This window comes from uncultured Cocleimonas sp. (genome assembly GCF_947495625.1).
Lineage (GTDB): Bacteria > Pseudomonadota > Gammaproteobacteria > Thiotrichales > Thiotrichaceae > Cocleimonas.
The window spans coordinates 79,429-93,608 of the sequence record NZ_CANLZW010000012.1 but is presented as its reverse complement, the minus strand read 5'-3'; the positions used below and the strand labels follow the sequence as shown (position 1 = coordinate 93,608).

Below are 14,180 nucleotides of genomic sequence, written 5' to 3'. Positions count from 1 at the left end.
CAGTAAAATGTCTTTCAGTTTGGGTGATCCTTGCCCAATAGGTGTTTTTGATTCAGGACTTGGTGGACTTTCCGTACTTCGGGAAATCCACCAACTTCTTCCCCATGAAAATCTAATCTATGTTGGCGATTCCGCCCACGCGCCTTATGGCGATAACAGTGCAGAATATGTCCGAGATCGCTCTCTTGAAGTTGCAGAATTCCTTTTAGATCAGGGTGTAAAAGCCATTGTTGTTGCCTGCAATACTGCGACGGCTGAAGCTATTGATCTTTTAAGAGAAAAACTTGATGTTCCTATGATTGGTTTAGAACCAGCTATCAAGCCTGCAAGCAAACTAAGCAGAAATGGTATTATCGGGGTTCTAGCGACTCAACGTACAATAAACAGTGAACGACTGTTAGGCTTAACTGAACAATATGCGGAGGGAAAACGCGTGCTAGCCCAAGCATGCCAAGGCTTGGTAGAACAAGTAGAAGCATGTGAACTTGAGTCCGATAAGACAAAAACTTTATTGAAACACTACATCACCCCCCTACTTACAGAGGGTGTTGATGCTTTAATTCTCGGCTGTACACATTACCCTTTCTTAATCGATGCCATCCGAGACATTATTAACGATAGTCATAGTCCACAAAGCAACATTACCAAGAATAATAATCTCAATAATAGAAATATAATGATTCTAGAAACAGGTAAACCGGTGGCATTGCAATTACAACGTGTTTTGAAACAGTATAATCTGGAAAGAATCGTAGATCGAAAGACTGATCCTTTTGGCGAAAAACAGAACCATTTGGGTAAAATCAGCTTTTATAACAGCAGTACAAACCCAATCACCCTTAAAAGCATGAAGTATTTATGGCAACGCAGTTCACAGAAATCTATCAATCCCATAGCCATAAAAGCCCTTCCTGCGCTAGAATACAACCATGACTGATAATTCACACCAACTTGAAGATATAAACCCGCATACTGGCGAGCCTTACAAAATTCGCCCGAATAAGACCCAGCTAAAACGCGACATGAAGGTCTTGCATGATCTTGGACGCGAACTTGTGGATCTTGCACAAAACAAACTGGAAGAGATAACGCTGTCAGAACGCATGTACGATGCAGTGGTTTCTGGTAAAAAAATGAAGAAAGCCGCCCTACAAAGGCATTTTCGTTTTATCTCCAGCATTATGCACGAAGAAGACGTCGATACTATTCAACTAGAACTAAAGCAATTAGCATTGCCGCAACAAAAAGAAGTTGAGGACTTTCATCAGCTTGAAAGCTGGCGGGATCAATTGATTAATGGTGATAATGATCTAATTGAACAGTTAGTGACTGAAATCGATGCGGATAGGCAACAAATCCGTCAACTCGTCAGAAACGCCAGCAAAGAAGCTCAGCAGAATAAACCGCCTAAGTCGTCACGCTTATTGTTCCAGTACTTGAAAGAACTTCAAGAGAACCATTAATTCTGTTTAATTTCATTCTTGCACAAAAAAAGCCCTATAAGTAGGGGGGTGTCATTTAACTACACCCCCTACTTATAGGGCTTTTTTGCATTCTATTTGCAGCTAAATGACACCAGCTGCCTGCTCATCAGCAAAATAAGATGATCGCACCATTGGACCACTTGCGACATGCGAGAATCCCATCTCGTAACCTACCACTTCAAGCTCTTTAAACTCATCTGGGGTTACGAATCTTTCTACAGGCAAGTGATCGAGACTTGGTTGCAGGTATTGGCCAAGGGTCAACATGTCGCAATTGTGATCGCGTAAATCCTGCATCACGGCTTTGACTTCATCAATTTCTTCACCAAGCCCTAGCATCAGACCTGATTTAGTCGGTATACCAGGATGCATTACTTTGAATTTTTTGATTAAATCCAGAGACCATTGATAATCAGAACCAGGGCGCGATTGTTTATACAGGCGAGGAACAGTTTCTAAATTATGGTTGAATACATCGGGTGGAGATTTAGTCATGATTTCTAGAGCAATATCCATGCGCCCTCTAAAATCAGGCGTTAGGATTTCTATTTGAATGTCTGGGTTGCTTTCGCGAACTGCATTTATGCAATCAACAAAATGTTGTGCTCCGCCATCACGCAAATCATCGCGATCTACTGAGGTTATAACAACATAACGAAGTGCCATCGCTTGTATGGTTTCAGCCAGACTTGCTGGCTCATCAACGTTTAAAGGTTCTGGACGACCATGACCGACATCACAAAACGGACAACGACGTGTACAGATATCACCCATAATCATGAAAGTTGCTGTGCCTTTAGTGAAGCACTCACCCAAATTAGGGCATGCTGCTTCTTCGCAAACCGTATTTAGTTTCTGCTCACGCAGTATCTTTTTTAAGCGTTTTACTTCAGGCGTTGTAGGTGCTTTGGCACGTATCCATGAAGGTTTACGTTTGATTTCTTTACTTGGTATGACTTTTATCGGGATTCGCGCTACTTTTTCGGCACCACGTAGTTTCACACCCTGTTCTGCTTTCTTCACACTCATATTCGTCCTAAACTCTTCTTAGCCTTTAGCTGCTTATAGCCACAAGCTCATTTTAGTCTTACACAAATTACAAATCGTAATTGTGCTATCCATTAAGTAATAGAGGATTATATCGCCATGTCTAAACAATACCAAGACTCCAATAAAGAAAGACTTAATAGACCTTCTCAATCAATAACTGATTTATTTCAAATAAGCTTCTATGTTCCAGTTAAAAATTGCGAAACTGTCAAACAAGCCATGTTTGATGCTGGTGGGGGAAATATTGGAAATTATCAGGAATGCGCATGGCAAACGTTAGGGCAAGGTCAGTTTAAACCACTGCGTGGAAGTAAACCCCATATCGGTGAGGTTAATGCGCTTGAAAGAATAGAAGAATTTAAGGTTGAAATGGTTTGTACCCGTGAATACCTTAAATCAGTAGTTCAGACATTAAAAAGCAGCCACCCTTATGAGGTGCCTGCTTTTTCAGTAATTAAGCTAGAAACGTTTTAACGGATTCTTCGAATAACTCTTACTGCACTGCTATTTGATCCATTCATACCATCAACACGAATGCAATCTGCATGATTTTTATGATTTGGGTTATGCGCTTTTCTATGGACTTTAGCCACGCGCTTCACTTTAGTCTTATTCAACACAGCTTGAGCCTGACGGTAAAAGTTAGCGTCGACTGTTTGTAAGCGATTTGCTTGTAACCCGCGATTCGCTTTTTTAATAAAAGTAGCGCTATTATTCATAGCATCAACGCGAATACAATCTGCATGGTTCTTGTGATTAGGATTGTGAGCGTGGTGTTTCTTATGCATTCTATGTTTTTTGTGCATACGCTTTTTATACATTTTGGGTTTAACGCGCATCTTCGAACCAGGCGTCCAGTTCTTGCCTTTGTAGTTCTTTGTTGCTTTTGACTCAGGACAATTAGTGCGGTAGTAATACCCTTTTCCGCGTTGCGCTATATAATTGTCATGAGCTGCCCAACCTCGAAATTGACCACCGTAAGCACGTACATTTTTAGCCGCGGCACCGCACATATTCATTTCGTCAGTATCTGGCCATGCATACGCAGGTAGTGTCAAAACACTTCCAAAACTAAGGATTAGTAATAAAACCAATCGTTTGATTGATACAATTTTCATTGAGATAGTCTCCATACTATTTTGTAACTTGCTTTAAACTTTCAAAAATATCCATTTTAGAAAGTTTTTAAATCTTGATAACATTTAGTGGCGAAGTTGCTACTAAATAGTTCATTAACTCGCTTCTGAGAATAAAATATCAAGGTACGCCTGTAATATTATTGATATCATAGCTCACAAATTTATTAACTTATTTACTAAAACACTGTTTTGATTAATATTTAAACACCCTATATCTTTTAATAAATGAAAGAAATAAGAACCGTTTTACGTAAAAACCAGGTATCAAATAATGTCTAAACAAGATGTTCAAGAGACTACGCACTTCGGCTATGAGCAAGTACCAGTATCCGATAAAGCGAGCAAAGTAGCTGACGTATTCCACTCTGTCGCAGATAAGTACGACGTAATGAATGATTTAATGTCGGCTGGTGTACATCGTTTATGGAAGCGATATACCATCGAACACTCCGGAGCAAAGAAAGGTGACACCATACTCGATCTTGCTGGAGGCACTGGGGACTTAACGGCAAAATTCACCCGTATAGTAGGCCCTAATGGCTTAGTTACACTCTCGGACATTAACGGTTCAATGCTTGAAAATGGCCGTCAGCGATTAACCAATATGGGCATTGCAGGCAATATCGAATACGTACAGGCCAATGCTGAATGTTTACCATTTGCAGACAATAAATACGACCTGATCACCATCGCCTTTGGCTTACGAAATGTGACGGATAAAGATGCAGCATTAAAATCTATGTATCGTGTATTGAAACCGGGTGGAAAGTTAATGATTCTCGAGTTTTCAAAACCTGTCGTGCCTGGTCTGAGTACTATTTACGATCAGTACTCTTTTAAATTATTACCACTCATTGGTAAAGTCGTAGCGAATGATGAAGACAGTTATCGCTACCTTGCAGAATCCATCCGTATGCATCCCGATCAGGAAACTTTAAAAGGCATGATGGACGAAGCAGGCTTTGAACGTACCTCATATCACAATATGACAGGCGGAGTTGTTGCGTTACATACAGGTTATAAATTTTAAGTTATCTGTAGTCATCGCTAATACCATTATTTCTTATTGAAGAATACGCTCAATGAAACTTCCCATACCCTTTCTATCAGCCATCGAGACAGCCATAAATACCTGGATGAAACTTGATGGCGAGTCTTTGGAGAAACTGAAGCCCTTAGAAGGAAAAATCATTCGTTTTCACATAACGGGGCTCGAGCTGAATCTATACTTCCTTCCTGCTGTTTCTGGCATTAGCGTTCTTGGGAATTACCCCGAAGAAAAAGAAGGCGGAATGGTCGATGCCACGATTCACGGTTCACCTATGGCATTGATTCGTTTGAGTACTGCCGAGAACTCTGGAGAAACATTACTCAAGTCCGATGTTGAGATAGATGGAGATATGCGCATTGCTGAAAAATTTAGCGCTGTTCTCAGAGAGATTGACATTGATTGGGAAGAACACTTATCCAGACTAGTCGGAGATATTGTTGCCCATCAAGCAGGCCAGTTTATCCGAGGAGCAAGTCGCTGGTTGAATGAAACCAACGAAGCAATGAAAATGAATACCGCAGAATATATTAATGAAGAAGCTAAACTATCACCCGCTGATGCAGAGGTTAAATACTATATGGATCAGGTGGATGATTTGAGAATGGGCGTTGATAGACTTGATGCGAGAATTTCAAACCTGATATCTGATTTAAATAAAACCAATAAAACCAACTCTAAAGAAGCATAACAATAAAAATGAATCTTTTCTCTCAGCTCTATCGGCTATTTATCATTAATCGTGTCCTGATTCGTCACAATCTCGATGAGTTAATCTACGCGATTCCTGCCTTCCGTCCTTTACGTTTTATTTATCACATTTCTCCATGGAACTGGAAAAAAGAAGAGCGTGCTCCTCGCGGAGAACGCATCAGAAAAGCGTTAGAAGATCTTGGACCCGTATTCGTCAAATTTGGACAGGTACTCTCAACTAGGCGCGATATGTTGCCGGATGATTTGGCCGATGAGCTTGCTAAGCTTCAAGATAATGTTCCACCTTTTTCAGGCAAATTAGCCCGTGAAATTATTGAAAAGTCTTTAGGCAAACCGGTAAACGAACTGTTTGAAGCATTCGATGAAACACCACTCGCTTCAGCATCCATTGCACAGGTTCATACTGCTACATTAAAAGATGGTAAGGAAGCGATTGTCAAAGTCGTTCGACCCGGTATAGAAAAAACCATTCGTCACGATATAGACCTGATGTTGTTTATCGCAAAAATGGTGAATCGATTCAGTGCCGTCGGCAAACGTTTACGAACTGTGGAAGTGGTACAGGACTATGAAAAGGTAATCTTTGACGAGCTAGATTTAGGTCGTGAAGCCGCTAATGCCAGTCAGTTAAGACGTAATCATTCTGGCACCAAAGATCTTTATGTACCTGATGTGTATTGGGATTACTGTACTGAAAATGTAATGGTTATGGAGCGCATCTATGGTGTTCCTGCCGGAGATATCAAGCAACTACACGCCAATGGTGTCGACATGAAGGTACTCGGCGAACGGGCTGTTGATATCTTCTTTACCCAAGCGTTAACGCATAATTTTTTCCATGCAGATATGCATCCTGGAAATATCTTCATCGATATCAGCAATCCTAAAGATCCTACCTTTATCGGCGTAGACTTTGGCATTATGGGATCTTTGGAAGCACAGGATCAACGTTATCTGGCAGAAAACTTACACGCCTTTTTTAACCGCGATTATAAACGTGTAGCAGAAGTCCATATTGAATCTGGCTGGGTACCATCTCATACGAAAGCCAGTGAATTTGAAGCAGCTATTCGCACCGTCTGTGAGCCGATTTTCCAATTGCCTATCAAGGATATTTCATACGGCAAACTATTGCTGAGACTGTTCCAGACTGCGCGACGTTTTAATATGGAAGTACAACCACAATTGGTTTTACTTCAAAAAACATTATTAAATATTGAAGGCATGGGACGTGAGTTATATCCCGATCTTGATTTATGGGTAACGGCTAAACCTTTTATACAGCGCTGGATGGATGAACAATCCGGGATTCGATCATTATTCAATGGGGCTAAGGATAATTTACCCAAATTCATTGAGCAATTACCGCATATGCCGGTGATGATTAATGAAGTCATTCGTCAGATTCACGATAAAAATAGCAACACAGAAACCGAATCAGTCCAATTGCAAGCGCTTCGTGAAGAAATCAAAAAAGCCAATCAAAGAACTACGCTAACAATTAGTGGCGGTGTATTAGTAGTGAGTGCAGTACTGTCAAGCTCACCATTACTGCTGGTTTCCTCAAATGCTTCACCAATCACCTGGGGACTTGGATTGATTGGTATCACGCTTCTTATAATAGGAATAATAAGAAAATGACACCCTCCTACTTTTAGGTGGTTTTTAGTTAGTTTTATTAATCAAACACTTAACTATATCTTGATATTTAATGATATTTTGTTAAAAAGGTCACAATTTAAAGAATAATTAATAAAATTTCACTATAGTTAATGTAAGTTAGGATAATCTAGCTAGGTCATAGATATATAGCTGGAATAAATAAAACTAAATATATTAAACAAACGCACAAGTGATACAAGGGAATCAATGAGTAGTAACTTAAATGATACTAACCTATTATTAACTAATCGCGCCAAGCAGTTAGAAAATATAGAGTTTTTCAAAGGAATGGATATGTCAGAGCTCACTGAGCTTGCTGGCATAATGAAAGAAATTAAGTATAAAAAGAATACTATCGTCATTAACCAAGGAGACTTGAGCCGTAGTTTATTTGTCATTGTTTATGGTCGATTAAAAGTATTTGCGACCGATGAAGAAGGCAATCAGACTATATTTACCTTCTTGAACAATGGTGATTTCTTCGGTGAATTAAGCCTACTTGATGACGCTCCACGTTCTGCAACCGTTTATACACTTGAAGATTCAACTGTTCTCAATTTAGACCACGTCAAGTTTAAAGACTTTATAGATACCCATCCAACAGCTTGTTGGCCCTTGTTTAAATCACTAACAAGTCGCATCAGAACAATGGATCAAACCATTTGCTCACTCACTTCCAGAGATATCTATGGACGATTGATTGAAACCTTGTACAAGCAGGCTGAAGAAAATGCAGATGGCGTTCTCATTACACAAAAACTGACGCATCAGGACTTTGCTGAAATGATAGGCTCATCTCGAGAAATGATCAGCAGGATATTTAAAGACCTTAAAGAAGGCGGCTATATTTCTGTAGAAAGAAAGCAGGTGAGCATTCTGAAACGATTACCATCGCAATGGTAATAAAGATTAAGCGTCTGTATTTAAGTTAAAATTAAATACCGCTAACAACACAACGCAGTACACCGTAGTTCCATTCGCCATCAAGCTCTTCAAACAAGGGCTTTAAAGCGCCCTCTGCCTTGGTATTTAAAAACTCCGCGGTTCGTTCGATGGTCGCAATATCTTCATCATCAATTTCCAGAACATCCCAGGACTTGAGCATTCCCGCTTCGATAACATCCGCTAAATGCGAATAAATAGTGGATGAACTCAAATCACGTTTTTCAGATATTTCTTGAACACTCAAACCATCGTTATGCAGTGTGAGCGTTTCATTGATAGTATCTGAAAAATTATTTCTGAACATTTTAGGCAAGGGATTATCTTTGATCACCTGCATAAACTGCTGGCCATACCGTTCTAATTTCATTTCACCCACACCACTAATAAACTTAAAAGCATTGGCATCTTGTGGTCGTTGACGAGCCATCTCAATAAGACTGGCATCACTGAAAATCACATAAGGTGGCACACCCTGTTCGTCTGCCAGTGAGGTTCGAAGTACACGCATTGCTTCGAATAAAGGCTCGTCCATACTGCGTAAGTCGGCTTTTGCTTTGCCTTTCTTGGTGGTGACTTTCTCTGCTTTCTTAACCTTACGAGCGAATAACGCTATCTCCCCACGAAGTAATGGACGAGCCGCTTCCGTTAGTTCAAGCGCGCCAAATTTTTCCATATTGATCGTCAAGTAACCTTGAGCAATTAATTGGCGATATAAGCTGCGCCATTCTATTTGCTTCAGGTGCGCGCCAATGCCCCAGGTGGTAACTTTATCGTGTTGATTTTGCGCAATACGATCGTCAGTTTTACCCAACAGAATATCAGTCACATAGGAAACACCAAAACGTTGTCCGGTTCGGTAAACGGTCGATAATGCTTTCTGTGCATCTTCAGTGGCATCCCAAGTTTCAGGTGGATTTAAACAGTTATCACAATTACCGCAAGGTTCAGGTAATTCTTCATCGAAGTATCCAAGAATGGTTTGCCGACGACAACTTGCTAACTCGCAAAGGCCCAGCATGGAATCGAGCTTTTGCTGGGTTATTCGCTTATAATCTTCATTACCAACGCTGTCTTGCATCATTTGACGCAAGGTAATCACATCTTGCAAACCGTAACTCATCCAGGCATTGGCAGGATCACCATCACGTCCCGCACGACCGGTTTCCTGATAATATGCTTCAATGTTTTTGGGCAAACTTAGGTGGGCGACAAATCGCACATTAGGTTTATCAATTCCCATTCCAAAGGCAATCGTCGCAACGATAATGATGCCTTCTTCACGCAAGAATCGTTGCTGATTATGGGCACGGATATTTGCACCTAAACCAGCATGATAAGGCAAAGCAGTAACACCTTGTTTAGTTAGCCATTCAGCGGTAGATTCTACTTTTTTACGCGACAAACAATACACAATACCTGCGTCGTTTGGATGATTTTCCTTGATAAACTTCCATAATTTATCTCGTCCGTTTTGAGCTTCTGAAATTGTGTAATTAATATTCGGTCGATCAAAGCTGTTGGTGTAGACGCCTGCATCACCTAGATTGAGCTGTTGAATGATTTCATGGCGGGTACGTTTGTCAGCAGTAGCGGTTAATGCAATTCGCGGCACATTAGGAAAGCGTTGAGGTAAAACCGAAAGACGCTGATATTCGGGTCTGAAATCATGACCCCATTGCGATACACAGTGCGCCTCGTCTATCGCAAATAAAGAAATCTTGCATCGCTCTAGCATCTGCAAGGTGTGTTCTCCCAGTAAGCGTTCAGGAGCAACGTAGAGCATATCTAACTCGCCATTAAACAAAGCCTGTTGAACATCTCGGGCTTCTTCTGCGCTCAAGGTAGAATTCAAATAAGCGGCTCGAATACCTAACTGGTTTAGGGTATCGACCTGATCCTGCATTAATGCAATCAATGGTGAAACGATGATACCAACACCTTCGCGTGTCAAAGAAGGAATTTGATAACATAAGGACTTACCGCCACCTGTTGGCATCAATACAAAGGCATCACCACCATCAATTAGCTGCTGAACAATTTGCTGTTGATTGTGCCGAAACTCACTGTAACCAAAGGTTTTTTGAAGGATAGATTGGGCGTTTTCTAGAGTATTTGTCATTATCAAAGAAGCTTAGTATTTGAGTGTTATTAAAACACACCCCCCTACTTTTAGTGAGTTTTTCGTTTCGTTTTTATAAACATTAAACTCAGTTATTTGAACTGCTTTAGATCATCTGGCACTTTTTATTAGCTCTGCTTAAAATTACTTAATTTGCTAGAGGCTTAATCGGCGCATTTGGTACCAGCTTGATTCGCTCTTCTTTGCTCACTTCTCGCCAAATAGTATCTTTTGAAATGATACCTAGAATATCTCCAGTATTGAATGCCGAAACTTTACCCGTAGGCGGATCTAACAAATCAGGCCCGTATTGATTTTGAACATCTTCTGAATAGCCCAATAAGTCGAGAACAGTAGGAAATAGTGAAAACTGGTCTGTAACGTTATAGTTAGTGACTGCAGATTCTTCAAATTTAAGCAGTAATGGTTTTTTATCTGTAATAACCATCAAAGGCACCAGACCTTCGGTAGCTGGAGCGTCTTCACCAGATGTACAATGTGTGGTACTTGATGGCTCAAAGTATTGCCCATGATCCGAGGTATAGATAATGGCTGTATCGCTTAAATCTACTTCCTTGAATAACTTTTCGAAAAATTTATCTACGGTCCAGTAAATTGAGTTTTTATAAGTATTTATAACCGGCTCCATAGAGCCACTTTCATACAGATCTAGTAAACCATCAAGCCCTCTTGATTCTTCACCTGAAGGTACTGGCTGATAAATTGCAGCTGAATCCGGGTAGTTATCATCGTACGGAAAATGTGCACCGTTTTTATTCGCATAGATGAAGGTGGGCTTATCACTTTTAAGTTCTTCTTCCATAATTTCAAGCAAGCGATAATCTAAGTCTGGCCCTTCAATATTTTTAACTTTATAGAATTTATCAATTAACTTAGCTTCTTCAGAAGTCATATAATTTTGAAAATCGTTAGGCTTTGTCACAGTTTTTTCAGAAGCCTGAGAATCTATATATACCGTCCTGAATCCTGCTTTTTTCGCATACTGCCAAATCGTGGGACTGGTTCGAACAGATTCGATCAAGTTATCTCGTGTTGCCCCTAAACGTAGAATTGCATTGGATCTCGCAGAACAATTACTACCGGAAACTGCAGTTCCGAAATTAGCGATCTTATCCTGATTCTGGGTAAAGCTTTGTAACAACTTACCCGGACTGGTGTAGATGTAATCAGGGTTAATACTCTCGTCAACCAGATACACAAGATGCTTAACTTTTGCAGCATATTTTGGTTTTTCATCAACCGTTTTTCTATCTGGAATCTCTTGTACTGATAATTTGTAACCGACTGCTGTTGCTATAGAAATGGGTGATAATTGCTGGGGTAATCCTGCAACTGCTTTATCTGACTTTATAAATATTAAGGTAACGAACATCATTACTGGAATGATGGGCAGCCAGGCGAATACTGTAAGAAGTTTTTTTAATTTCCCTTCTATTTTTGGTGGAGGATAAGCAATGATGACGAAACCGAAAAAAGCGACTATTGCTGCTTTTATCACCGCGTGCTGAAAATGCTCAAACGCTCTACCGGTCTCATGTCTTGCTTGCCACAGTTCCAATACATCTAAAACCTCAAGTTCCGAACCTCCAGCTGCATAAAAACCATAAGAAACCGCAGTTGTGGCGGCAATTATTAGTGCCCAAAATATCCTTATTAGTAAATTTTGTTGAAAGGTAACAAGCAATAAAACAAATATGGAAAACACCCATAAAATAGAGAACACAATTATAGTAGTAACATTATTGGTTTCTATTAAGTAATCTAGCCTAAATTTAAAACCTTGATTAGTTAAAAATATAAACACCAATAATAATAATATTTTTAAGATCATTTTTTTATTTTCACTTTTAAAATTTTCATTAATTCAAACTAGTCACTAACAAATATATGTAACCGTAAAATATGCATTACTACGCAAAGCATAGCGATCCAAGCATAATTTATATTACCTATTACTCAGTGACACCCCCCCACTTTCCGCCTGTTTTTATGTTAATTTTTTTACCGGAAAGCATAATAAATGATTGGATTGAATCAGCGTTAACCCCTGTACCTAAAGTCGGCCCATATGGGTTATAGATATTTTCCGGAAATCCCATCAACCTTAATGTAGTTGGGAACATTTGTTCTTGCGCACTTATTTTTTCAATCGGTTTTTTAAAACTTTCACGTGCACCATTAGCAAAAACCATCAACGGCACTTTAAATTCATCAATAGGTATTTTCCTGCCTGAATGACAATGTGTTAATGGATCATCGTTGTAGAACAATGTTTGCCCGTGATCAGCGGTGTAGATAATGACTTTGTCATCCAGATTTCTATTTTCAGTGAGTTCCTTGAGGAATTTGTCTACTGAAAAACGAATACTATTGTAGTAAGCATTCAGAATCAGCTCCTTATTTACACCAATCATGGCGGTATAACTTTCACGAGTTGCAGGTTTAAAAAACTCCTGATCTATCGGATAACTCAGGGGATAAGGCCAATGTGCTCCGAGTTTAACAACCACTATGAAATTAAGTTTAGCAGCGGTGTTATCTTTATTATCTAAAATTCCTGTAAGGCTTTCCAAAACCTTTTGATCACGAGTGTTAGGAATATGCTTACGGCTGAAGGTTACAAAGTTATCAATATCAGATTTATCATATACCGATAGATGATTTTGTAACTGCCCAGGTGCGACTTGAGCATCAATTAAATGAGTTTTGTAGCCCGCACGTTTAGCATATTGAAAAATAGTAGGAAGTGTTTTCAGATTCTCTTTAAAATCCCCTGCTTGATGACTATTCAAGCCAATTCGTAACATCAAATTAGTTGATGCTGAACAATTTGCGATAGAAGGCACGATGCCATAATTTTGAAAATTATTATTTGCGCTCTTCTCAAGTTCTTTTAAATAGGGGGTTGTGTCTTTCTCATACCCATTGACTGATAAATATTGCCCCCCAATTGATTCATCAATGATCCAGACAATAGTTTTATACTCAGGGTTCTGTGTAGGGATTACTGCATCAGATAATACCCTTGGCTCTTCAGCTTTATTTTCTAAATAGTATTCAGATGCAATTGCCATCGCCTTAATTGGTGCAGGAAAAGCCTGAGCAACCACAGAAAAAATTTTCAACACGACAAACAAAGTAATTGCGGACATAAAGATAAAAATACCCAAACTGAGAAAGGTATTAACCCGAAACTTTTTAAAGAAAACATTACGTGAAAGAATCGCAAAAAATACAAATCCGGCAATCACCGCGGCAGCTTCTATGAGCTGTTGTTTAAATAACAACATATCATTAGCCCTAGTCTTCTCAGTCATCCCTAGAGAAAAAGTAGCGATTGATAAGCCTTTCTCATTACTTCCAACAAATTGAATAAACAAATCGATAGCGTATGCCACCGATATCAATGAAATTAGAAAAATAAATACCGTTTTATTTCTTGTAAAAATTGCCAATGCAACTGCTATTAAAGATGCAATATAAACACCAATATAAATTCCACTTTTCATAAAGCCCTTTAAATCATAGGGCTGAGATAAATATTTTGCTTCATTAATAAAATCGAAAGGAGAATTAATAGATTGAAGGAAAGAAAGACCTGCGAGTATTAACAATATGTAAACGCTAATATTGAGTTGTTTTGCCCATCTGTTTTTATTATTTGATATTTTATTAATCATTAAGTATTTTCTATAAAAATTATTTTATTTTACGATGAGCTTATCTCATCTTTATTTAGTTTTTACTTCATCTTATATTTAACAATATATAAAAAATTCAAATTTAATATGAGAATTAATTGCTACTGATCTATCAATTATGCCTGAGTAATTTTGTATCACAACCAAATAGGAATAGTCGCACTTATATTCTCGATTAATGGAGATAATTAATCGTTTCACCTTTTCTCAGAAAACACGCTCTTCTTATCAGTTTTGTATTTACACCTTGTTGATATTGGAACTAAACTCATTGTTAAATAATCAGAAATTAAAATA

The 14,180-nt window shown here is 39.0% G+C and carries 12 protein-coding genes; 7 read left to right on the top strand and 5 right to left on the bottom strand.

Going from position 1 to position 14,180, the window contains the following annotated elements; all coding sequences use genetic code 11:
• The first annotated feature begins 7 nt into the window (after window positions 1–7).
• Together murI and yjgA are read left to right on the top strand one after the other, a co-directional pair.
• Window positions 8–937, top strand: a complete 930-nt coding sequence (murI, locus tag Q1A31_RS08720; RefSeq protein ID WP_299875293.1) for a glutamate racemase — start codon at window positions 8–10, stop codon at window positions 935–937.
• Window positions 930–1,463, top strand: a complete 534-nt coding sequence (gene yjgA, locus Q1A31_RS08715) for a ribosome biogenesis factor YjgA (protein ID WP_299875290.1) — start codon at window positions 930–932, stop codon at window positions 1,461–1,463. Before murI ends, yjgA begins: the two co-directional genes overlap by 8 nt.
• A gap of 102 nt (window positions 1,464–1,565) precedes the next feature.
• Here the strand turns inward: yjgA and lipA are convergent, their stop codons facing one another.
• Entirely contained in the window at window positions 1,566–2,513 is a 948-nt protein-coding gene (gene lipA, locus Q1A31_RS08710) for a lipoyl synthase (RefSeq protein WP_299875287.1), read from the bottom strand.
• Between the two features lie 117 nt (window positions 2,514–2,630).
• On the opposite strand from lipA, the gene Q1A31_RS08705 reads away from it, so the two are divergent.
• Window positions 2,631–3,008, top strand: coding sequence for an NGG1p interacting factor NIF3 (locus Q1A31_RS08705; protein WP_299875285.1), 378 nt, complete (start codon window positions 2,631–2,633; stop codon window positions 3,006–3,008).
• On the opposite strand, the gene Q1A31_RS08700 is transcribed toward Q1A31_RS08705, so the two are convergent.
• Window positions 3,005–3,652 (bottom strand): hypothetical protein, encoded by a 648-nt coding sequence (locus tag Q1A31_RS08700; protein ID WP_299875282.1) that lies wholly within the window; start codon window positions 3,650–3,652, stop codon window positions 3,005–3,007. The two genes, Q1A31_RS08705 and Q1A31_RS08700, sit on opposite strands and share 4 nt — an antisense overlap.
• Before the next feature lie 292 nt (window positions 3,653–3,944).
• On the opposite strand from Q1A31_RS08700, the gene ubiE reads away from it, so the two are divergent.
• The 4 genes from ubiE to Q1A31_RS08680 all read left to right on the top strand — a co-directional run bounded on the left by ubiE (window position 3,945) and on the right by Q1A31_RS08680 (window position 8,000).
• A complete protein-coding gene (gene ubiE / locus Q1A31_RS08695) occupies window positions 3,945–4,703 on the top strand; it encodes a bifunctional demethylmenaquinone methyltransferase/2-methoxy-6-polyprenyl-1,4-benzoquinol methylase UbiE (protein WP_299875279.1) in 759 nt (252 codons plus the stop codon).
• Window positions 4,704–4,755: 52 nt separating this feature from the next.
• A complete protein-coding gene (locus Q1A31_RS08690) occupies window positions 4,756–5,412 on the top strand; it encodes an SCP2 domain-containing protein (RefSeq protein WP_299875276.1) in 657 nt (218 codons plus the stop codon).
• An 8-nt stretch (window positions 5,413–5,420) separates the two neighbouring features.
• Window positions 5,421–7,076, top strand: coding sequence for a ubiquinone biosynthesis regulatory protein kinase UbiB (gene ubiB, locus Q1A31_RS08685; protein ID WP_299875273.1), 1,656 nt, complete (start codon window positions 5,421–5,423; stop codon window positions 7,074–7,076).
• A 228-nt stretch (window positions 7,077–7,304) separates the two neighbouring features.
• Complete coding sequence (locus Q1A31_RS08680; protein ID WP_299875271.1) at window positions 7,305–8,000, top strand: Crp/Fnr family transcriptional regulator; 696 nt, start codon at window positions 7,305–7,307, stop codon at window positions 7,998–8,000.
• Between the two features lie 31 nt (window positions 8,001–8,031).
• On the opposite strand, the gene recQ is transcribed toward Q1A31_RS08680, so the two are convergent.
• The 3 genes from recQ to Q1A31_RS08665 all read right to left on the bottom strand — a co-directional run bounded on the left by recQ (window position 8,032) and on the right by Q1A31_RS08665 (window position 13,862).
• A complete protein-coding gene (gene recQ / locus Q1A31_RS08675; RefSeq protein ID WP_299875268.1) occupies window positions 8,032–10,161 on the bottom strand; it encodes a DNA helicase RecQ in 2,130 nt (709 codons plus the stop codon).
• 148 nt (window positions 10,162–10,309) lie between these two features.
• Window positions 10,310–12,013, bottom strand: a complete 1,704-nt coding sequence (locus Q1A31_RS08670; protein ID WP_299875266.1) for a sulfatase-like hydrolase/transferase — start codon at window positions 12,011–12,013, stop codon at window positions 10,310–10,312.
• Between the two features lie 121 nt (window positions 12,014–12,134).
• Window positions 12,135–13,862: a sulfatase-like hydrolase/transferase gene (locus Q1A31_RS08665; protein WP_299875263.1), complete on the bottom strand. Its 1,728-nt coding sequence runs from the start codon at window positions 13,860–13,862 to the stop codon at window positions 12,135–12,137.
• Between the last annotated feature and the right edge of the window lie 318 nt (window positions 13,863–14,180).